The organism is Campylobacter sp. GTC17093, from assembly GCF_055397635.1.
Map to the genome: position 1 here is coordinate 151,550 of NZ_AP038832.1, position 20,847 is coordinate 172,396.

Genomic DNA, 20,847 nt, shown 5'->3' on the forward strand with positions numbered 1-20,847 from the left:
CTTTATAAAATTTAGCCTTTTACAGCACCACTGTTTGCGTCCCTTATCATTGATTTTTGAAGTATTACCATAAATAAAGCAACAGGTATAGTTGAGACGATCCCACCACCTGCTATCATCCCCCACTGCGTTAGCTCATCTTCACTATTAAATGTAGCTAGAGTAATAGGTACGGTAAATTTATCAGGGTCTTGTATAAATATCATACTAAAAAGATACTCATTCCACGAACTAACAAATGAAAATATAGCAACGGCTATAATATTTGTCCTAACAAGCGCTAAATTTATCTTAGTAAAAATTTGCCAGTTTGATGCGCCGTCTATCTTAGCGCTTTGGGTAACCTCTGTTGGGAGCTTTTTAAAGGCTATACACATATACCATATCAAAAAAGGCAGACAAACAAGAGTGTGGGCCAAGATAATAGGAAGTCTTGTGCTTGTAAGCCCAAGCTCGTTCATAAATGTAAAAAGTGGCAAAGCTAGCGTAATAGGCGGAATAATCCTTATCACAAGAACAAAAACAAGGCTAAAAGTTATAAATTTAACCCCAAAATCTCTACTTGATAAAATATAAGCTGCTGGCACCCCAACTAAAAGCGATATAAAAATAGCTATTATAGTTATAAATAACGAATTTAATATGTTTTGTAAAAATTCATTTTCGCTAAATAAAAGATTGAAATTTGAGAAAGTAAAGGTTTTAGGTATAAATTCAATTATACCAAGAAACTCGCTTTGTTCCCTGATAGAAAGAGAAAACATCCAATATATCGGAAATAGCGTAATTATAAGAGAAAAAATAATAATAGCTATTGTAAAATATCGTTGCAGTTTATACAAAAAGAGCCTTTTATAAAATTTCAAGTAAAAGTATAATTTTGCTTAGAAACACAAAGGAAACATTTTTTAAAAGGACTTATAATGCTATGATATATACACAAAATAGACACTTTTAGAGAATGTAAAATAATTTACAATTTATTAAGTAAGTCTAAATATTAAAAATTTATAAATGATATTCTAGATATTTTTATAATAAAAAACGATTAAGGTATAAAAATTTAAACCCAATAAAAATTTCTAAAATAAACAAAAAACACTAAAAGCTAAAATTTAAACGATTTTTTATATAATATTATCTTAAAAAAGTATAAAAAACGGAAAAATTATGCAAAGATATAAAACAAAACAGCTCTTTGTTGGAAGCGTTGCAGTTGGCGGAGATGCACCAATTTCTGTACAGTCAATGACATTTTCAAAAACAAAAGATATTACTGCAACTCTTGAGCAAATAAATAGACTATATTTTGCAGGTGCAAACATAGTTCGTTGTGCAGTTCTTGACCACGAAGATGCCAAAGCACTTGAAGAGATAAAAAAACAAAGTCCGCTACCTATCATTTCAGATATTCATTTTAACTACCGCCTTGCTTTAGAAGTTGCACCATTTGTAGATGCAATTCGTATAAATCCAGGAAATATCGGCGGAAAAGAGCGAATAAAAGCCGTAGTAAATGCATGCAAGGAAAGAAAAATACCTATAAGAGTCGGCGTGAACTGTGGCTCACTTGAAAAACAGTTTGAAGAAAAATATGGCAGAAGCGTTGAAGCTATGGTAAACTCAGGCTTATATAACATAAAACTTTTAGAAGACTTTGGTTTTACAGATATCGCAATATCACTAAAGAGCTCCGATACCGTTCAAACAGTTGATGCCTACAGAAAACTAAGACCTTTAGTAGAATATCCATTTCATCTAGGAGTAACGGAAGCTGGCACCATATTTCACGCAACCATTAAAAGCGCTATGGCACTTGGAACTCTTTTAATGGAAGGAATTGGCGATACTATGCGTGTTTCCATCACAGGAGAGCTTGAAGAGGAGATAAAAGTAGCAAAAGCTATACTTCAAGATAGTGGCAGACAAAGAAGTGGCATAAACATCATCTCTTGTCCAACTTGTGGACGCTTGCAAAGTGATCTAGTAAGCGTTGTAAAACTAGTAGAAGAAAAAACAGCGCACATAAAAGAACCACTTACCGTTTCAGTTATGGGATGTGTTGTAAACGCACTTGGTGAAGCAAAAGGAGCAGATGTAGCAATAGCTTTTGGAAAAGATGGTGGGCTTGTTATAAGACATGGTGAAATAATAGCAAAAATGCCTCAAGATAAAATTCTTGATAAGTTCTTAGATGAGCTAAATGACGAAATAAAGATTAGAAATGCCAAATGATATAATAAACTCAAATCTTTTTGATATAAGCATGGAAAGAGCTATATTAAAAAGTATAATATACAACAACGATGCTTTTTCTGAGGTTTATGACATCATAAAACCAAACGACTTTTATCTAAAAGGTCATAGCGATGTGTTTAAAACTATGATTATTTGCATGAATGAAAATTTACCAATAGACACTTCGTTTCTTAAAAAGAAACTTGGAAATGATTATGATGAGCAAATTTTAGTAGAAATCGTAGCAACAAACAGCATAATCGACATTAAGCCTTATGCAAAAGAGTTAAAAGATAAGTCCATAAAACGCTCTTTAGTAAAACTTGCACATAAGATACCCCCAAAAGTTAGCGAAGACATAACTTCGTTTGATATGGTTGATGATATCAGCAAAGAGCTTTATGAGCTAGTTGATGAAAACAAAGATGGAAGGATAAAAGATAGCCCAGAAATCATCTCAGAAGTTGCAAATTACCTAAAAGAACAAAAAGACAAAGATGACCGCGATATCGTAGGGATTGATACTGGTTTTAAAGAGCTAAATGAGATGACAAAAGGCTTTAAAAAAGGTGAACTTATCATCATTGCAGGTCGCCCAGGTATGGGAAAAACTACACTTGTTTTAAATTTAATGCTAAATGTAACTTATGGTGGCGGTGGCGTTGTGATGTTTTCACTTGAAATGGACGCGATGCAAGTGATGCTTAGGATGATGAGTTCAAAAACTTCAATTCCACTTCAAGATTTGATGAGTGCAAAACTAAACGATGATCAGTGGAGTAGAGTTAGCGATATTTCTCAAACCTTAAGTGAAAAGAAAATTTTTATCCACGATGGCGGATATGTAAACATTCATCAAATTCGCTCGCAGCTTCGCAAACTAAAAGCAGCTCATGGTGAAATTTCTTTATGCGTAATTGATTACATCGGACTTATGACAAGTTCAAGTTCATTTACAGAAAGGCATTTGCAAGTTGCAGAGATTTCAAGAGGCTTAAAACTACTTGCAAGAGAGCTTGATCTACCTATAATCGCACTTTCGCAACTAAACAGAAGCTTAGAAGCAAGGGCTGATAAAACCCCTATGCTTAGCGACTTAAGAGAAAGTGGAGCAATAGAACAAGATGCTGACCTTATTTTATTTGTCTACAGAGAAGAAATTTATTTAGAAAAAGAAGAGAAAGAAAGAGAAAAAAAAGCAAAACTTGAAGGCAAAGAATACCAAAGAAACTTTATACCAAACAAGCTTGAAGAAGATGCAGAGATAATAGTAGGTAAAAACAGAAATGGGCCAACTGGTAGAGTAAATGTAATATTCCATAAGGAATATTCACGCTTTGTGGATAAAAACTACGCTGGACCTAGTGAAATTTCTAGCTTTCAAGAGTAAATTTGGATAGCATTTCTCTTTTTCAAAAAAGAAGAGAAATCGCTATTTTTTCACTTATTTGTTTATGCATTTTCATCATAAATATTGGTTTTTCATATATTAAATTTAATAACTTAAAATCACATACCAAAATTTTAACAAATGGACAAATTTTAGCTTCATACCTAAAAACAAACTATAAAAACAGAACTTACAGAGTTTTAAAAATCAAAACCACATACGGAGATATCTACACAACTACCTCAAATAATAGTGAAATAAAAGCAAATAACATGATTAAATTTGGCTTTTATACAAAAACATTATGTTTAAAGACTATCTAAAAGGCACATTTTATGCTACAAGTTTTGACATAAACATAGAAAATAACGCAACAAATATCTCAACAAAACTTTCAAATTTTATAAAATCGCAACATGAAAACGATAAAATGGGCGAGTTTTATTCAGCCCTATTTTTAGCAACACCTATTAGCAAAGAACTTAGAGAAGATGTGTATTTTTGGGGAATTTCTCATCTAGTTGCAATAAGCGGTTATCATGCTAGTATAATTTTTTCTTTTTCTTTTCTTATTTTTTTGCCATTTTATAAATTCTTCCAAAGGCACTATTTCCCATATAGAAACTCTAAATTTGATATTAGTATATTTGTTTTTTCAATACTTTGTCTTTATCTATATATAACTAACTTTGTTCCATCATTTTTTAGATCTGTCTTAATGGGATTAATAGGATTTTATTTTCTAAGTAGAAACCTAAAAATTTTTAATTTTCAAACACTATTTCTAACTGGACTTATAGCTATTTGCATATTTCCATCATTAATTTTTTCAATTGGCTTTTACTTTTCGATGCTTGGAGTTTTTTATATATATCTTTATGTGAATCATTTTTATGATAAATTTCCAATTTTGGTAAATTTAATACTTTTAAATTTATGGACTTTTTTGGCAATGGTTATACCTGTACTCTACTTTTTCCCAATGCTTAGCTTTCAACAGCTTTTCGTAATACCGCTAACAATAGTTTTTGGCCTATTTTATCCAATTAGCTTATTTGCACATCTATTTGGTTTTGGAAATTTTCTAGATGAGTTTTTGATAAATTTTGCTTCAATAAGACTAGATTATGCAATCATAGACATAAAATCTTGGCAATTTTATACTATAAATTTACTCTCGCTTATAGCTATTAGATACAAAATTATTGCTATATTTGTTATTATTTTGGGTATTTTGCCCTTCTTTTTTCTTCTCGATATCATCTAATACTTTACAACCTTTGACGCCGTATAAAAATATTACCCAAGAAAGATAAATCCACACAAAGAAAAATAATAATACTGCAAATGAGCCATAAACGCTTGTATAAGTTTTATTATAAACCGCATAAGCAACAAATCCCACCTTTGATATATCCCAAACTAGGCTAGCCAAAAACGAACTTATAAGAATGTTTTTCGTGCTTATTTTTTTATTTATAGAGATACTATAGGTTATACAAAATATTACCCAAATGATAATATAAGGAAGAATTGCTACTAAATTTATCCATTCAGTAAGATAACTTAGTCGCAAAACATCTTGAACTTTAGTAGATAAATAAAATGATGCACCAAGCCCCAATGGAGTTAATGTAATAAGTGTCCAATACGAACTAACACTTCTCCAAAAGCCTCTCTTTTCGGACTCTGTTATTTTATTTATTATATACTGATAATCACTAAAAAACATCATGGAGGTAAAAAGTACGCCGGCAAATCCTATAAAACCCAAGCTTAAAGAGTTTTCTAAAAATTGCTCTATATATGTTGATATGGTATCTTGATGAGTTGGTAAAAGCGATGAAAAAATAAAGCTTTTTATCTTTGTATAATATTCATCAAAATTTGGCAACTGTGTAAAAATACTAAGAGAAACAAGCAAAACTGGAATAACAGAAAGAAGTGTATGATAGCTAAGACTTGCTGAAAAATGCATCAAGTCTTCATCATACATAACATTAAAAGCATTATATGTTTTTTTAAAAATATTTTTTAGCTTTTGTATCAAAATTTTGCCTTGTTTTATTTTAAAATTTTATACTATCAAAGTTTATTTTAATTTTACATAAACAAAAATTTTTTATTATTTGAAGAATAATTATCGCCACAAAAGTGGCGATAATATATTAGTAAAGTCCACTTGGTTTACCAGTTAAATCTATCATAATGTTTTTCATTTGAGTATAATGTTCTAATATGACTTTATGAGTTTCTCTACCTATACCAGAGTTTTTATATCCACCAAATGGCGAACCTGCTGGAATTTGATTATAGCAATTTACCCAAACACGACCTGTTTCCATAGCTCTTGCTGTATTTAAAGCCTTTGTAATGTCTTTTGTAAATACACCGCCACCTAATCCATACTCACTGTCATTTACCATTTTTATAAGCTCTTCATGGTTTTTAAATTTTATTACAACTCCAACTGGGCCAAAAATCTCTTCCCTAGCAACCCTCATATCATTTGTTACATTTGTTAGTAAAGTTGGCTCCACAAAGCTTTTACCATACTCTGCGCTCTTTCCACCAACTGCAACAGTTGCACCTTCTTTTCTACCTATTTCAACATATTCTAAAATTTTCTTAGCTTGTTTTTCGTTTATTTGTGAGCCCATCTGTGTTTTAGGATCTAGTGGATCTCCAACTTTTATGGCTTTAAATTTTTTAACCAGCGCTTCTACAAATTTATCATATATAGATTCTTCTACAAATATTCTACTTCCAGCACAACAAACTTGACCTTGATTAAATAAAATTCCTAATTGCACGCCATCAAGTGCTTTTTCCCAGTCTGCATCAGCATATATTATATTTGCACTTTTTCCACCAAGTTCAAGCGTTGCAGGTATAAGTTTTTCAGCGGCAGCTAAAGCTATATCTCTACCTATTTCTGTTGAACCAGTAAAAGCTAGCTTGTCAGCTTCAAAATGATTTCTTACGTAATTACCAGCTTTTGAGCCTTTTCCAGTAATGATGTTTACAATACCTTTTGGCAATACATCTTTAATAAGCCTCATTAGCTCCAAAACACTCAAACTTGTTTCAGAAGATGGCTTAAATACACTTGTATCTCCAGCTGCTATAACAGGAGCTAGCTTCCAAGCTGCCATTAAAAATGGGAAATTCCAAGGAACTATCTGTCCAACTACACCAATTGGTTCTCTTAAAACTATTGAGAGTTGTTTTTCATCAAGTATATTAGAGCTTCCTTCTTCTCCTTGTATAACACCTGCAAAGTATCTAAAATGATCTGCCGCGTAAGGTATATCCACATTTAAAGTTTCACGAATAGGTTTTCCATTATCCATGGTTTCAACTTCTGCTAAAAATTTTGCATTTTTATCTATAATATCTGCTATTTTATTTAGAAGTTTACTTCTTTCATTAACCGTAGTATGACGAAATTTTTCAAATGCTTTTCTAGCTGCTTTATATGCCTTGTCAACATCTTTTTGGCTAGCATCTGCTATACTTGCTAATTTTTTTCCATTTGCTGGATTATAGGTATTTATTAAAGCTGAGTTTTCAGCATCTACAAACTCGCCGTCTATAAATAAACCGTAACTTTCTTGTAACTTTGACATATTATTTCCTTTAATTATTATATTTATTTTATAATTCGATTATATGTCTTTTGGGTAAATAAATGAGAAACTAATTGATAATAAAAATCGTATTTAGATAATTGTGATTATATATTTATAGAAAAAGCTTTTTAGGGCTTTTTCTATTTTATTTTATCAGATAATTTTGAGTGATTTTGCTATGCAAAATTTTTAAGCTCATTTATAACTTTTTCTAGCTGAGACTGAGCATTTACTAGCCCTGCTTTATTTGTCTGGATTACCTCAGCTGGAGCATTTGCTACGAATTTTTCGTTATTTAGCATTGCACTCAATTTGGCTATTTCTTTTTCAAGCTTTGTTTTTTGGGATGTAAGTCTTTTTACAAATTCGCTTGTATCAACACCAGTTAGTGGCACAAATGTGGTTAAATTCTCACTCACATCAGTTATCGCGTTTTCTATCTTAACATCTGTAAATTTAACATCTTCGCATTTTGCTAAAAGTTTTATGTATTTTATAGCATCATCTAAATTTTCATTGTTATTTAACTTAATATAAGCAAGTGGAATTTTTGAGTTGCCTAAGTCAACCACAGCTTTTGCGCGGCGTATAGAAATAACTGCTTCTATTAGAACATTGAATAAATTTTCTATAGCTTCATCATTTTTTGAAATTTTAGGATAATTTGAAACCATTATAGATTTAAAATTCTCTAAATTTGAACCACTTAACTCATGATATAAATACTCGCTTAAAAACGGCATAAAAGGACTAAGTAGCCTCATAGCTTCCTTAAAAATTGCACCAAGTTCTACAACAGAGCTTTTCTCAGCCTTACTAAGTTCAATGCCCCAGTCACAAAACTCATCCCATAAAAACTTATATATTGCATTTGCCGCATCATTAAATCTATACTCATCTATGTTTCTTCTTGTCTCATTTACACATATTTGAAAACGACTTTTCAAGTACAAACCAAGCTTTGTTTTTATATCACACTCACTTAAATCTGGGAATTTCTTGGCATTTAAAAGCAAGTATTTATGAGCATTATAAAGCTTATTTGTGAAGTTTCTAACAAGCACCATTTTTTCTTCGCTAAGTCTTATATCGCGACCCTGAATTGCAAGAAGTGCGAGCGTAAAACGAAGTATATCAGCACTATATTCTTCTATTTTTTCAAGTGGATCGATAACATTTCCACTACTTTTACTCATTTTCTTGCCATCACTTGTCTTAACAAGTGCGTGAAGATAAATATCTTTAAAAGGTAGCTTAGATGTAGCATTTTCACACTGAAACATCATTCTAGCAACCCAGAAAAACAAGATGTCAAATCCTGTTATAAGCATGGTATTTGGATAAAACTCATTTAGGTCGTTTGTATGCCATTTCTCGCCTTTGTAGATATCATCATTTCCCCATCCAAGCGTTGAGATAGGCCAAAGCCCACTACTAAACCAAGTATCAAGCACATCTGGGTCTTGATGAATATGAGTTTTAAAACATTTTGGACAAACTTTTGGTTCATCTTCTTCGCTTGCCCACTCATGACCACATTCATCGCAGTAAAATACAGGAATTTGATGTCCCCACCAAAGTTGCCTTGAGATACACCAGTCTTTTAGCTCTCTCATCCAAGCATTGAAGCTATTTATCCAGTGACTTGGATAAAACTCGCTTCCACCCTCATTTACTAAATTTATAGCATTTTTTGCGATATCACTTTTTACAAACCACTGTTTTGAGATGTAAGGTTCAACTACATTTTTGCATCTATAGCAGTATCCAACTTGATTTGTGTAATCTTCTATTTTCTCAACAAATCCTAGTTTTTCAAGCTCAGCAACAACTATATCTCTAGCTTCAAGCCTTTCAAGTCCTGCAAATTTATCGCAATGTTCATTTAAAATGCCTTTTTCATCAAATATTGTCAAAAACTCTAAGTTATGACGATTTCCAACTTCATAATCATTTTGATCATGAGCAGGTGTAACTTTTACAATACCTGTTCCAAAACTCATATCAACATATTCATCGGCTATAATTTCAATTTCGCGATTTACAATAGGCAAAATGACACTTTTTCCTATCAAATGTTTATATCTTTCATCGTTTGGATTTACCATTACAGCAGTATCTCCAAAATATGTCTCAGGACGAGTTGTTGCTACAACTACAAATTCACTGCTATTTTTTATTGGATACTTTAAGTGATATAACTTTCCTTTATTTTCTTTATGTTCAACCTCTACATCACTTAGTGCACCATCATGTGTGCACCAGTTTACCATATAATTACCACGAACAATAAGACCTTGATTATACAAATTTACAAAAGCTTTTTTTACAGCGCTTTTTAGTCCATCATCCATTGTAAATCTTAATCTGCTCCAAGCTGGAGTAATGCCAAGTTTTCGCATCTGCTTTAAAATGGTTCCACCGCTTTCTTCTTTCCATTTCCAAATTTCATTTACAAATTTTTCACGCCCAAGCTCTTCTTTTTTTATACCTTTTGCTAGAAGTTTTTTTTCTACCACATTTTGAGTTGCGATACCTGCATGATCCATGCCTGGCTGATAAAGTGTTTTATAGCCATCCATTCTTTTATATCTTGTCATGATATCTTGAAGTGTAAAAGTTAGTGCATGTCCGATATGGAGTACTCCAGTAACATTAGGAGGTGGCATCATGATACAAAATGTTTTATCACTTTTAGAAATTTCTTTATTTCCATCAATTTCAAAATAGCCACGTTCTTCACAAATTTTATAAAATTTTTCTTCAATCTCATTTGGATCGTAAAAATCTGCCACTTTTTATCCTTAAAAATTATTAGTCTTTAATTTTACCCAAAATACTTTGATAAAATAATTAACGCAGATAATCTATAAGATTTTTATTGATCTCTTGAAATTTTAAAATTTTATGCCCTGAGTTTTTTGCGTAAAATTCTTTTGCATCATCTAAATTTTCAAAGGGTATCAAATCATCGCCTCTTGCGCTCATAATGTTGCTTCCAAAAATATAAAAGGCATTCGTTGCGTCTACTAAATTCCCATTTTTATAATCAGTTACAAGCATAGAACTCATATTTTCATCATGTTTTTGAAAATTTGCATAAAAGTAGTTAAACATAGTTTTTACAGAGTTAAAAACTAGTTTTTTATCATCTTTAGTTACTAAATAAGCACGCCAATTTTTAAGATTTGTTGTATCGATCGTATGAAAAAGTTGGCAAGTTAAATTTGTATCTTTTAACCAGTCATCAACCTTATCTTTTGGAATTTCATATGCGTTTAAAGTGACGCAATATAGAGTAGTTGCTATAAAAATTTTAAATTTCATTATGCTAAATCCTTCTTTTTAAAAATATAAAATCCTATCAAAAGCGAAACCAATCCTATCAAAAGTGGGTAAATATGAGCAAATATAAGAAAATTTATTCTCCCAAAGTTATGCAGTATAAAATACGCAGTTGATCCAATTACTGCAAGTTGCGGATCAAATAGCGAAATGGCTGCAATTCTAAATGTCTCTACAGGATTTAAAAGAGCTATAGCAAAAATTACATCTGGATTTATCTTTGTTTTCATCAAAAATCCAATCAAGATAATATCTAAAAAAGCAAGCATTAACAGCCATATAAAAAATGCTACACCAGTTCCAACTTCTTGTGTTTTTACTATACTAGAGATTAAAAAAGATATCCCGATAAAAGAAAAGCACATACTAAAAATGATGCCAGTATATAATAAAAATATATCCCAAGGAATTTGTACGCCTTTTATAAATCCCCAAATAATAGCCATTAAAACAGATAAAAATACAGGCAAAAATACCCCAATCAATCTTCCAAACGCCTTTCCATAATAATACTCTTCATAAGAGATAGGAAAACTTAACAAATATTCTAAAACATTTGAGTCTCTATCTTTAAGTATAGTTTTAACAGTAGAAATAAGAACAAAAATAGGTAAAATGATAATACAAATTTGTATAAACAAAAGTAGCAACCTAGAAAGACCACTAAAACCCATAACTCTTGAGTTTGTTACGCCTGTAGCAAAAAATATTGCAATAATTGAAGTAAAAACTAAAAAATATAGCAAAAACCATTTGGAGCGAAAAGACTCTTTTAAATCCAAAAAAGCTATCATAAAAGTATTTTGCATATATTTTCCTTCAAAATAAATTTAAATAAATTTCTCATCTTTAGCTCCATTTATCATCTCATCTTTTATAATCTTACCAAGATCCATCTCAATAACTCTGTCTATATAACCACCTATCTCATCGAGCCTATGTGAGATAAAAATCATACTTTTTTGCCTAAAATACTCTTTTAAAAGCTTACTAAATTTATCTCTACTTATTGGATCTAAATTTGCCATTGGCTCATCAAAAAGCATGATATCAACATTTCTAGCAAAAGCTATGGCTATAAGAAATTTCTGTTTCATACCACCAGAAAGCTTATAAAAAGACTTTTTTAAATTTTGTTTTAAATCAAAATTTAACTTTTGACAAAAGTTATAAATTTCACTCTCTTTTGTATTTGTGCTTTTACAAACATAGCTCATAAGCTCACTTAGATTAAATTTAAGAGGTGGCGGAGTTTGTGGCACAAAAGCTAAATTTAAAAGCGCTTTTTTTCTATCATTAAGCGGATTAAATCCATCTATACTAACGCTTCCCTTGTCGGGCAAATACTGGCCTAATATCGTTTTCATCAAAGAACTTTTTCCTGCTCCATTTTGCCCAACAAATAAAACATTTTGATTTTGAGCTATATTTATATTTACATTATCCAAAATCACTTGTTCATCAAATTTTTTAGTAACATTTATAATTTCAATCATATATTATCCTAGATTATATCTTTTATCTTGTTTTCAAATTTTAAAGAATCATTATGACATACGTCCACACATCTTCCGCACATTGTGCAATCAATACCATTTAGAGTAAATTTATTTTTATTGTCATCTTTTGACTGTAAGCTATTTTTCTTAGTAAGTTCTAAAATATCTCCAACAAAACAGACATCTATACAAACTCCGCAATGATCACATGTTTGTTTATTCCAACTAATTTTTGTAAGGCTTGGTTTTGATGTAAAAAGTGAGTAAGTTGTCCCAATTGGACATATACACGCACACCAAACCCTTCTTGATAAAAATACTTCTACTAAAAAAACTATAATAATCCAAAAAAATGCAAAGCTAAAACCATATATGATAAATCTCGAAAGTATGCCAACAATGTTGAAAATTTCAAAAACTAACATTCCTGTTAAAAGACTTGATATCAAAAAAATAGACCATATAAAATAGCGAATTTTTCTAGTTATTTTTCTTGGTTTTATTATCTTTTTTTCTATAAGTTTAGAGTTTAACTTTTCTCCTATTTCGCTTATTATACCGTAAGGACAAACCCAAGAACAAAACGCCCTACCACCAAAAATAAAATAAAAAGTCAAGATACTCATAGAACCTATGATTAAATTTATAGGAAACTGCTTATGGGCTAACATTACCTCCAAACTTATAAAAGGATCTGCTAGATGAAAGCCTAAAATTCTAGAACCGCTAATAGAGCCTTCAAGAATTTGGATATCTACATAATAAGAAAGCAAAAACAAAACATGTATCAAAATAACCACAAAGTATCTATATGCTCTTAAACTAAGAGTTTTTTTGCCATTTTGTTTTGTACTTATAAATGTAGAAAAAAAACTAGATTTTTTAAGCGTTTCTCTGTTATTATATTTATCCATAATATCAACTTTTATTTAGGAAATTTTGAAATTTCTACTGCCAAACCTTCTAAAGTTTTTTCATCAACATTTGTAAAAATGCCTTTCATTAAACTATTTGGTATTTCATTGTTTTTATACGCTCTTAGCTTTTCTAAAATATACTCTTTACTTTGTCCATTTATAGGAGGTGCTATTATACCTTTGCCGTCTTTTCCATGACAAGGTGCACAACTTACAAGATACATCTTGCTAGATTTTGCTTCACTTGAGCTAATTTTAGTTTGCAAATCTTTAACTATTTTTAGCTCACTATCTTCTATAAGTCCTGCATCTTTTTTCATGATTTTTTGCTTATTATCTATATTTTGAGTATTGTTATTTTCTGTTTTTATAGTTTCTTTTTTTTGACTTTTAGTAGATGTTTGACTCATCATCATAAACACCATTAAACCTATAAGCAATACTATGATAAAAATGACTATTTTCTGACCCATTTTCATTTTACTCCTCCAAATTGTTTATTAAACTCATAAATTTCATTTGCAATCTCTTTAATTTCAGTTTCTGACATTTTATTTACAAGTTCACTCATAAGTACATTTGCTCCTGGAGTGTTTTTGTATTTTATTATCATTTTATAAATTTCATCAGATGTTTTAGAAAGCAAAGATGGTCCTATAACGCCATTTGCATACTCGTTATGACACGCAGAACACTTTAAAATAAAATTTCTACCCAAAGTTTTTTTAACTAAGCTTAAATTTACTTTTTGATAGGGATTTCTGATATTTGAATGGGCTACAATGTCTTTAGTAGTAATGTTGTTTTCATTATTTATAGTAAAAGATACTTGCCTTTGACCTTTTATATCATAGTTTATAAACTGATCGCTGTTTTTTGTAATGTTTTGATCGCCTTTTTTTATAACAATACTATTTTGCGAAGCTAAATTTGAACTGTTTTCATCTGCTTTATTTTTATCTTCTGATTTTTCGCAACCTACTAGAAAAATTATAGCAATAAAGATTATAAATAATTTTTTCATTTTTATCCTTTATACACAGCTTCGTATGTTTGATTTGGAATTATATTTATAACATCTTTCGGACAAATCTCGCTACAAACCCCACACCCAACGCACTTTTGTTTTATTACAGGAAATACTTTTCCATCTTGATTAATCATATCAATAGCTTCTTGCTTATTGGGATACGGACATAACTTAACACATAAGTCACAATTTTTATCTTCACTAGATTTTATACTCTCAGCCAAAATCCTCTCTTTTTCATTATGAACTTTGAAATTTAAAATCTTTTGAGTATGTTTACTAGTGAGTTTTTCATTCTTTAAAGACAAACAAGAATCTAAATTTGAAATAACTGCAATTCCAAGATGAATATCTTTTATATCTGTTACATTATAATCTAAAGCTCCGCTTGGACAAGCCAAAATACAAGGGAAAAGATCACACAAATAACATCCTCTTTTACTTGGATATATGCAAGGAGTTCCTATAGAAAAACCACTATTTATATCCATCAAATTTAGCGTATAATATGGACAAACTTGCACACACTGTCCGCATTTTATACAAGTTGACAAAAACTGCTTTTCTTCCAAAGCCCCAGGTGGCCTTAAATACACTTTAGCATCACTAGCAAAGCTAACACATGGAAATAAAAAAGATATTGATGCCACTTTTGTACTAAAACTAATAAAACTTCTTCTATTCATAAAATTGGTTCCATTCTTGGCTTATCATCTTTTAATAAAAACTCAGGCTCCGAAAAAGGCGCTAGTTTTGCAAGTGCATTTAAAATAGTTATAACACTAGAGCCGTAAAAAAATCTTATACTTGGATTACTTTGCCATAACTTATCGGCATAAACATAATGATTATATGGTATATCGCCATATCCATCTTTATCTAAATCAAGTCCATCATATTCATCAAAATAATTTTCGCTCCATTCATTTAAATTTAATTTTGATTCTGGAGTATCGTTAAAAACTATCTCCATATTTCCTTTAAAAACATTGTTTTTGAAAACACTTTTGTGTTGCGTTGCATGAAACTGAATACCAACCGTGTTGTATAAAATTTTATTATTTTCATAATAATTTATTTTGCCAGGTTGAAACGGGGATTGATCAAGATAAAGCCCCCTTGCATTATATATCAAGGTATTGTCATAAATTTTAAAATCAGATGTATCTTTCATGCCAATTCCAACACCAAAAGCTCCGATTGAGTTTTTAACCACATTTCCCCTTGCAGTACTCCCCTCAGAAAACATAAAAAATATACCGACGCTATTGTTTTCAAAAACATTATTTTCAACTAAATTTTCACCAGCATACATAAAATGCAAAGAATATCTACAGTTTTTACCATGATTGCCTATAATTTTATTTTTACTAGAATACCATAAAACAAGGTCTCTTGAGTTTGATACATTGTTATCAAATATATCATTTTCGTGACTATACCAAAGCCTTATACTATCGCCTCGCTCTCCCATGGGAAGATTTTTTGAAGAGATTTTATTGTTGTAAATTTTTGACCCATTTGTCTTTTCAAAACTTATACCAAAAAGAGTATCCCTTATGGTATTTGAGCCTATATTTATATTGTTTGAATTTTTTACATTTATAGCACTATCTATATTTGTAGGCATATCGCCACTATTTTGAATAGTCAAATTTGTTATATTAACAAATGATGAGTTTATATTTATAACACTACCATTTCCATCACCATCTATTATCACATTTTGCCCTATTCCAATAATGCTAAGTGGCTTATTTATAGTTATTGAGCCTTTGTATACTCCATCACCAAGTTCTATAATATCGCCAGCGTTTGCCTTATCTATAGCATCTTGAAGTTCGTTTGCAAAAGATAAATTTAGCATTATCAAAATAAAAGCAAAAATTTTCATTATTTAACCACATTATTGTCTTTTAAATATTTTTTCTTTGAAAAAACCGCCAAAATCGAAAATGCAGATAAAATAATCATCATATAAAAACCTATCGTAGGATATGAATGTGTTGTAAACTGGGCTACTTTTCCATCCCCAAATGCAGTAGGCATAAATGGTTTTATCTTAAATGCGCCCCAATCTTGCAGATTGTGTCCAAACCAATACAGCCATCCAACATAACATCCTAAAAATATTATAGGAGCAATGGCCGGCAAAACCATCAAAAGAGAATTTCCTTTTCCATCATAATATAAAAACAAAAGCATACATATAGTTGCTATTATTAGATAATACGGCGACATTGAGTGTTCAAAAACTCCACCTGTTTCAACTGGAAACATACCTATGTAGTGGTTTAGAGTATTCATCTCATGAACATCGCCACCAAATCCATCAACATGAACATAGATAGGTATACCATCAGGAAATGCCTCTTTTGGATAATTTGGGGCTTCTAATGAAATATACCATACAGGCAAAGATGGTACAGAAATTTCAGCTTTTACATCCATCATTTTATTTAAATTATTTTTTATATCATCACTTAAAAGATGGTTTTTGTATTGAATTCTAGTATATGTATTCCATATTGCATGAGCATAGGATGGTATTTGATATCCTGATGTTATTTCATTTGATTTAATTTTTCCGCTTATTCCATAAAAACCCAAAGCAGGAATTGTAAAGCAAATAGTCATTACAACAAGAGCAATTATGGTAAAAATTTTATATTTAGGCATTTATCATCCTTTAAATTTAAATTGCCACTTAAAAAAGTGGCAACATTAGCATTAATTTACGCCAGCGTTTTCATCAATCCATTTTAAATATTCGATAATATCTTTAGTTTCTTGATCAGTCATATTTTGATTTGGCATTCTTAGGTTAAAGAAGTTTATAAGGCTTTTTACATACTCTTCTTCATAATGTTTAGCTGGATTTTTTATGAAACTATAAACCCAAGATTCACCTTTTTCATGTCTTAGTAAAACACCAGTTAAATCTGGACCTGAGCTAACTTGACCAATAACATGACATCCATTACATCCACCTTTTAAGTAAGCTTCTTCACCTCTTGCAGCAGCCTTACTCATAGGGGTTGCTAATTTTCTTGATAGGTTATTTTTAGCCCTTAAGCCAACGTCTGCTGTTTTTACAAGATATTGCCAAACTTGATATTCCCATAAAATAGCACCGTTTACATCACCATCTTTATAAGCTTTATCGGCTTTAGCTTTTGGCTCTTCTCTTCTAGCATATTGATCTAGTGCGTCAGTAACCAAAGCTTTTACATCTGGATATTTATCATACCCTTTATCTTTTAAAAATTTAACAACTTGGCCTATAACCTCATCTGTAGCTTTATTTGTAGCTAAAATTTTTTGATATTCAGCTTCTAGAGCTTCTGGGCTTAAAGCTTGAAGTTGTGATTTTTTAACAGATTCATATTTTTTATTTGGATCTTTTACATAAAGATAACCAAACATTTCTAAGTGTAGAGCTGAACAAAACTCTGTACAATAGTAAGGAAATACACCTTCTTTGTCAGCTACAAAAGAAACACTAGCTGTTTTACCTGGCTCAACTGACATATGAACGTTGTATCCACTAACAGCAAAACCGTGAGTTTCATCTTGTGCTCTTTCAAGGTTTGTTAGATAAATTGTTACATTATCTCCTTTTTGAACTTCTATATGCTCAGGATTGATGTGACTTCTTACTGCGGTTGCATAAATTTTTACATTTTTTCCATCTCTCACAATTTTTTCTTGACCAGCTAGGGTCATAGCTTCATGTTGCTCGCCAGTTCTAGAGTTTGTTCCCATAGTATAAGTTACTTTTGGGCTAAGCTTACTAGCTGCAATACTCACAACATCATGAGGCTCACCAAGTGGAATAGGCATATCATAAAGATATTCCATCTTAGCACCACTTAAGTCTATAAGTTGGTGATTTTGCGGATGTAAAGGACCAACTGGATTAAACCTATCTATAGAAAGTTTATCCAAAGCTATAGCATATTTGCCAACAGGTTTAGCGGATTTTCCTTCCATTGTATCAAGGTGTCCAATGTTATAATGAACATTTATTCTATCTAGTACCTTTAAATTTATATAGTCATATTTAACTATTTGAGAATCAACATATAAAGAAGTATAAGCTATGCCAGTTTTAGAGTCAAAACTTGTATGAAGTGGTCCAAGACCAAGATCTAATTGACCGTGCAAAGCTTTTTTCATATCTAAAATTGGAATACCAAAAGGATCTTTTCCTACAAACTCTTTTTTATCTATAAGATTTTTTATCTTCTTAAAGTCAAATATAGATATATGAGTATCTAATTTACCACCAATTATAATATATCTTCCATCAGGAGTAACATCTACTCCATGTGGAGATTTTGCCTCAGGTATTAAAAATAAAGCTCCAGCATCTATAGCAGCTTGCATTTTAATAACTCTATGATTATTATAGATTGTATAATTTTTAGGATCTTGAGCAAGTTTTTCTAGAATTTGCCAGTTATAAACATGCAAAAAGTCAGTATCATTTCTACTCATACCAGCCTCCATAGGAGGAAGACCTTTTTCTATACCACCTGTATACATTTCAGAGTTAAATGAATTTGTAAAAGCCCATCCATAACTCTCGCCTTTTCCGGCATCACTTAGATCTTGCATATATGGAGGAAGCTCTAATGAGAAAGATTTTTCAACATCAATCTTTCCTTTTGGATAATCAAATTTCCAAAGCGTTATAGCTCCTCTATAAGTTGATTGATACTCTTCAATTGGATGCCACTGTCCATCAAGAGGTGCAGCGTATTGTGTAGCTTCTATAACATATTCGCTGTTTGGCGTAAGAAAACTTCCACCATGTTCGCTTTTCATTATAGGGTTTACTACTATTTGAGAAGTTTCAAAATCATGTAAATTTATAACAGCTATTCTAGGGTTTGCTTTATCATTTATAAAAAGATAATCGCCAACATATTCGCCATTTTTTTCTGTGAAGTTTGGATGGTGAGTATCCCCCCATGTTATAGCTTTTCCGTCTATCTTTCCATCATCAAGAATTTTCTTAGACTCATTATCATATCCATATCCTTGCCATGGTTCTGGCGTAAATACCCCAATGTATTTGTAAATTCTCATAGAAGGAACTCCATAAACAATAACTTGTCCAGATTGTCCTCCTGAAGAAAAAACAATAAACTCGTCTTTTCTACCACTTGGCTGATAAGTTTTAGCAGCTGCCAAGATGTCTTTTTCACTTAAATTTCTTTCTTTCATAATTTGTTGCAAATCGCTTTGCGCAAAAGCAAAACTAGATGCACAAATTAGCACGAAAGTTAGAAATTTAGACTTGATTAAATCAACTAACATAATCTCCTCCTTTACTAGTGATTTATTTAATATTTAACTGATTGTATATCTTTATTGAACCGTTTTGATTGATTAAAATCAATTTATTATTTTTATCTACAAACATATCTAAAATACCATTATCTTCTGTATCAAAAAGGCTAAAATTATCATCTTTGAATACATAAATTTCTCTATTATCTGATATATAAATTTTATTTTTATCACACGATATATGCTTAATTTCATTCAAAATAGGTGCATGAAGTTGTTTGTTTTCGCCAACGATATAGATATTTCCATCTATATCACCAGTTATAAATTTATCTTTTTTATTACAATAAAATAAAGAAGTTAAGATTTTTTGAACATCTAAATGTGCATTTTGCTCTTCGCCACATTCTACTTTTTTATTCCACCCTATCATGCAAAAAGTATTTTTACTAAAAGAAATTGAGTTTATTTTTTGTCTGTTTTGTATAACTTTTTTACTATTTGTAACAATGTCATAAATTAAAATATTTTTATAATCATAAATTATAAAAATTTTGTCTTTATTAAAATAAATTTTATCTATATTTTTTGTAAAACTTAAAATGGTTTGTTTACTAATCAAGTTAAATTTATCATCAAAAATAACCAAATCTCCATTTGCAAAAATAGAGTAAATTTTTCCATCATAATAATCAAAAGAAGCAATTAAGTCATCACTATAATGATGTAAAAGTTCTACAGAGAGATTGTTTAAATTAAAAAATATAAGATTTTTATTTTTATCATAGAGCAAAATTTTATTTGTACCCTCATCAAAACTTGATGCAATGATAGTTTTGTTTAGATCAAAATTTGCAAAAGATTGTTCTTTTGATTGTACATAGCTTAATAGCAAAAATAATAAACAAAAATAAATTTTTAGTTTTTTATTAAACGCTTCGAGCAAAATATACTCCTTGCTAATTAATATTTATTTAAAATAAAAAATAAATATTAATTTAACGAATTATTGCACCATTAAGTTAACATTTTGCTTAAAATATACTAATTTCATAAAATACATATAATATTTTTTATAATATCATCATTAAACCAATTTTTAAGAAGCTAATTATGTAAATATCAGACTTAGTGGCTTTTTAGCAACAAAAGAAGACATTATAAATTTAGAAAAAAGATGGATGATAAAGTTTTATAATCTCATAAGAATTTGGAGAATTTTTCACTTACTGCTAACATTTTTCTATTAATCAGAAAGGAAAATCTTTCTTTTTATAAGATATTTAAAGACTAAGCAAGTCTCAAACCACATAAAATTCACTTTTGGTGCAAGTTTCATCAAACTAGCCCAAAGTTTTAGCAACTAGAAGGATTGTTTTCGCCAAAGTATATAAATGAGCTAAAAGAATTCGCAGCTCGCTTTCTGCAATAAACAAGAATGATTTTAACCAAATTTATAAAGAATGTATGTTTTTTAATTTGATAAAACATACACAGC

At 30.4% G+C, this 20,847-nt stretch carries 19 protein-coding genes; 4 read left to right on the plus strand and 15 right to left on the minus strand.

Translation table 11 applies throughout. The features are described 5' to 3' along the window. Positions 1-11 precede the first annotated feature (11 nt). On the minus strand, positions 12-842 hold the full coding sequence (locus ACZ5VL_RS00760; RefSeq protein ID WP_464199037.1) for a carbohydrate ABC transporter permease: 831 nt from the start codon (positions 840-842) through the stop codon (positions 12-14). 328 nt (positions 843-1,170) lie between these two features. Between ACZ5VL_RS00760 and ispG the strand changes: the two genes are divergently transcribed. The 4 genes from ispG to ACZ5VL_RS00780 are packed head-to-tail and all read left to right on the plus strand — an operon-like array spanning position 1,171 to position 4,895. After that, complete coding sequence (gene ispG, locus ACZ5VL_RS00765) at positions 1,171-2,235, plus strand: flavodoxin-dependent (E)-4-hydroxy-3-methylbut-2-enyl-diphosphate synthase (RefSeq protein WP_464199039.1); 1,065 nt, start codon at positions 1,171-1,173, stop codon at positions 2,233-2,235. A gap of 4 nt (positions 2,236-2,239) precedes the next feature. Then, positions 2,240-3,628, plus strand: coding sequence for a replicative DNA helicase (locus ACZ5VL_RS00770; protein ID WP_464200211.1), 1,389 nt, complete (start codon positions 2,240-2,242; stop codon positions 3,626-3,628). Positions 3,629-3,630: 2 nt separating this feature from the next. Next, positions 3,631-3,951: a hypothetical protein gene (locus ACZ5VL_RS00775; RefSeq protein WP_464199041.1), complete on the plus strand. Its 321-nt coding sequence runs from the start codon at positions 3,631-3,633 to the stop codon at positions 3,949-3,951. After that, the gene (locus ACZ5VL_RS00780) at positions 3,933-4,895 is read left to right on the plus strand and encodes a ComEC/Rec2 family competence protein (protein ID WP_464199043.1); all 963 of its coding nucleotides are present in this window, start codon (positions 3,933-3,935) and stop codon (positions 4,893-4,895) included. The genes ACZ5VL_RS00775 and ACZ5VL_RS00780 overlap by 19 nt, the downstream gene beginning before the upstream one ends. On the opposite strand, the gene ACZ5VL_RS00785 is transcribed toward ACZ5VL_RS00780, so the two are convergent. The 14 genes from ACZ5VL_RS00785 to ACZ5VL_RS00850 all read right to left on the minus strand — a co-directional run bounded on the left by ACZ5VL_RS00785 (position 4,800) and on the right by ACZ5VL_RS00850 (position 20,295). Continuing rightward, a complete protein-coding gene (locus tag ACZ5VL_RS00785; RefSeq protein WP_464200212.1) occupies positions 4,800-5,624 on the minus strand; it encodes a YihY family inner membrane protein in 825 nt (274 codons plus the stop codon). The genes ACZ5VL_RS00780 and ACZ5VL_RS00785 overlap by 96 nt on opposite strands. Before the next feature lie 172 nt (positions 5,625-5,796). After that, positions 5,797-7,257: an aldehyde dehydrogenase family protein gene (locus ACZ5VL_RS00790; protein WP_464199045.1), complete on the minus strand. Its 1,461-nt coding sequence runs from the start codon at positions 7,255-7,257 to the stop codon at positions 5,797-5,799. A 179-nt stretch (positions 7,258-7,436) separates the two neighbouring features. Continuing rightward, positions 7,437-10,055: a valine--tRNA ligase gene (locus tag ACZ5VL_RS00795; RefSeq protein ID WP_464199047.1), complete on the minus strand. Its 2,619-nt coding sequence runs from the start codon at positions 10,053-10,055 to the stop codon at positions 7,437-7,439. A 58-nt stretch (positions 10,056-10,113) separates the two neighbouring features. Beyond that, positions 10,114-10,587: a nitrous oxide reductase accessory protein NosL gene (locus ACZ5VL_RS00800; RefSeq protein WP_464199049.1), complete on the minus strand. Its 474-nt coding sequence runs from the start codon at positions 10,585-10,587 to the stop codon at positions 10,114-10,116. Then, complete coding sequence (locus tag ACZ5VL_RS00805) at positions 10,587-11,414, minus strand: ABC transporter permease (protein ID WP_464199051.1); 828 nt, start codon at positions 11,412-11,414, stop codon at positions 10,587-10,589. Before ACZ5VL_RS00805 ends, ACZ5VL_RS00800 begins: the two co-directional genes overlap by 1 nt. A 21-nt stretch (positions 11,415-11,435) precedes the next feature. Then, positions 11,436-12,101 (minus strand): ATP-binding cassette domain-containing protein, encoded by a 666-nt coding sequence (locus tag ACZ5VL_RS00810; protein ID WP_464199053.1) that lies wholly within the window; start codon positions 12,099-12,101, stop codon positions 11,436-11,438. 8 nt (positions 12,102-12,109) lie between these two features. After that, positions 12,110-13,018, minus strand: a complete 909-nt coding sequence (locus tag ACZ5VL_RS00815; RefSeq protein WP_464199055.1) for a NapH/MauN family ferredoxin-type protein — start codon at positions 13,016-13,018, stop codon at positions 12,110-12,112. Positions 13,019-13,029: 11 nt separating this feature from the next. After that, the gene (locus ACZ5VL_RS00820; protein ID WP_464199057.1) at positions 13,030-13,500 is read right to left on the minus strand and encodes a c-type cytochrome; all 471 of its coding nucleotides are present in this window, start codon (positions 13,498-13,500) and stop codon (positions 13,030-13,032) included. Continuing rightward, on the minus strand, positions 13,497-14,045 hold the full coding sequence (locus ACZ5VL_RS00825; RefSeq protein WP_464199059.1) for a c-type cytochrome: 549 nt from the start codon (positions 14,043-14,045) through the stop codon (positions 13,497-13,499). The genes ACZ5VL_RS00820 and ACZ5VL_RS00825 overlap by 4 nt, the downstream gene beginning before the upstream one ends. 2 nt (positions 14,046-14,047) lie before the next feature. Continuing rightward, entirely contained in the window at positions 14,048-14,737 is a 690-nt protein-coding gene (locus tag ACZ5VL_RS00830) for a 4Fe-4S dicluster domain-containing protein (protein ID WP_464199061.1), read from the minus strand. Continuing rightward, on the minus strand, positions 14,734-15,945 hold the full coding sequence (nosD, locus tag ACZ5VL_RS00835) for a nitrous oxide reductase family maturation protein NosD (RefSeq protein WP_464199063.1): 1,212 nt from the start codon (positions 15,943-15,945) through the stop codon (positions 14,734-14,736). Before nosD ends, ACZ5VL_RS00830 begins: the two co-directional genes overlap by 4 nt. Continuing rightward, positions 15,945-16,730, minus strand: coding sequence for a cytochrome C (locus ACZ5VL_RS00840; protein ID WP_464199065.1), 786 nt, complete (start codon positions 16,728-16,730; stop codon positions 15,945-15,947). The genes nosD and ACZ5VL_RS00840 overlap by 1 nt, the downstream gene beginning before the upstream one ends. A gap of 51 nt (positions 16,731-16,781) precedes the next feature. Then, positions 16,782-19,376, minus strand: coding sequence for a Sec-dependent nitrous-oxide reductase (gene nosZ, locus ACZ5VL_RS00845; RefSeq protein WP_464199067.1), 2,595 nt, complete (start codon positions 19,374-19,376; stop codon positions 16,782-16,784). A 22-nt stretch (positions 19,377-19,398) separates the two neighbouring features. Then, positions 19,399-20,295: a hypothetical protein gene (locus ACZ5VL_RS00850; protein WP_464199069.1), complete on the minus strand. Its 897-nt coding sequence runs from the start codon at positions 20,293-20,295 to the stop codon at positions 19,399-19,401. Positions 20,296-20,847 lie beyond the last annotated feature (552 nt).

What these genes read in the sequence shown, in the direction of transcription:
- ispG (WP_464199039.1), top strand. Translation starts at nt 1,171, where the DNA reads ATGCAAAGATATAAAACAAAACAGCTCTTTGTTGGAAGCGTTGCAGTT.
- ACZ5VL_RS00780 (WP_464199043.1), top strand. Translation starts at nt 3,933, where the DNA reads ATGTTTAAAGACTATCTAAAAGGCACATTTTATGCTACAAGTTTTGAC.
- ACZ5VL_RS00785 (WP_464200212.1), bottom strand. Translation starts at nt 5,624, where the DNA reads ATGTATGATGAAGACTTGATGCATTTTTCAGCAAGTCTTAGCTATCAT.
- ACZ5VL_RS00790 (WP_464199045.1), bottom strand. Translation starts at nt 7,257, where the DNA reads ATGTCAAAGTTACAAGAAAGTTACGGTTTATTTATAGACGGCGAGTTT.
- ACZ5VL_RS00800 (WP_464199049.1), bottom strand. Translation starts at nt 10,587, where the DNA reads ATGAAATTTAAAATTTTTATAGCAACTACTCTATATTGCGTCACTTTA.
- ACZ5VL_RS00805 (WP_464199051.1), bottom strand. Translation starts at nt 11,414, where the DNA reads ATGCAAAATACTTTTATGATAGCTTTTTTGGATTTAAAAGAGTCTTTT.
- ACZ5VL_RS00810 (WP_464199053.1), bottom strand. Translation starts at nt 12,101, where the DNA reads ATGATTGAAATTATAAATGTTACTAAAAAATTTGATGAACAAGTGATT.
- ACZ5VL_RS00815 (WP_464199055.1), bottom strand. Translation starts at nt 13,018, where the DNA reads ATGGATAAATATAATAACAGAGAAACGCTTAAAAAATCTAGTTTTTTT.
- ACZ5VL_RS00820 (WP_464199057.1), bottom strand. Translation starts at nt 13,500, where the DNA reads ATGAAAATGGGTCAGAAAATAGTCATTTTTATCATAGTATTGCTTATA.
- ACZ5VL_RS00825 (WP_464199059.1), bottom strand. Translation starts at nt 14,045, where the DNA reads ATGAAAAAATTATTTATAATCTTTATTGCTATAATTTTTCTAGTAGGT.
- ACZ5VL_RS00830 (WP_464199061.1), bottom strand. Translation starts at nt 14,737, where the DNA reads ATGAATAGAAGAAGTTTTATTAGTTTTAGTACAAAAGTGGCATCAATA.
- nosD (WP_464199063.1), bottom strand. Translation starts at nt 15,945, where the DNA reads ATGAAAATTTTTGCTTTTATTTTGATAATGCTAAATTTATCTTTTGCA.
- ACZ5VL_RS00840 (WP_464199065.1), bottom strand. Translation starts at nt 16,730, where the DNA reads ATGCCTAAATATAAAATTTTTACCATAATTGCTCTTGTTGTAATGACT.
- nosZ (WP_464199067.1), bottom strand. Translation starts at nt 19,376, where the DNA reads ATGTTAGTTGATTTAATCAAGTCTAAATTTCTAACTTTCGTGCTAATT.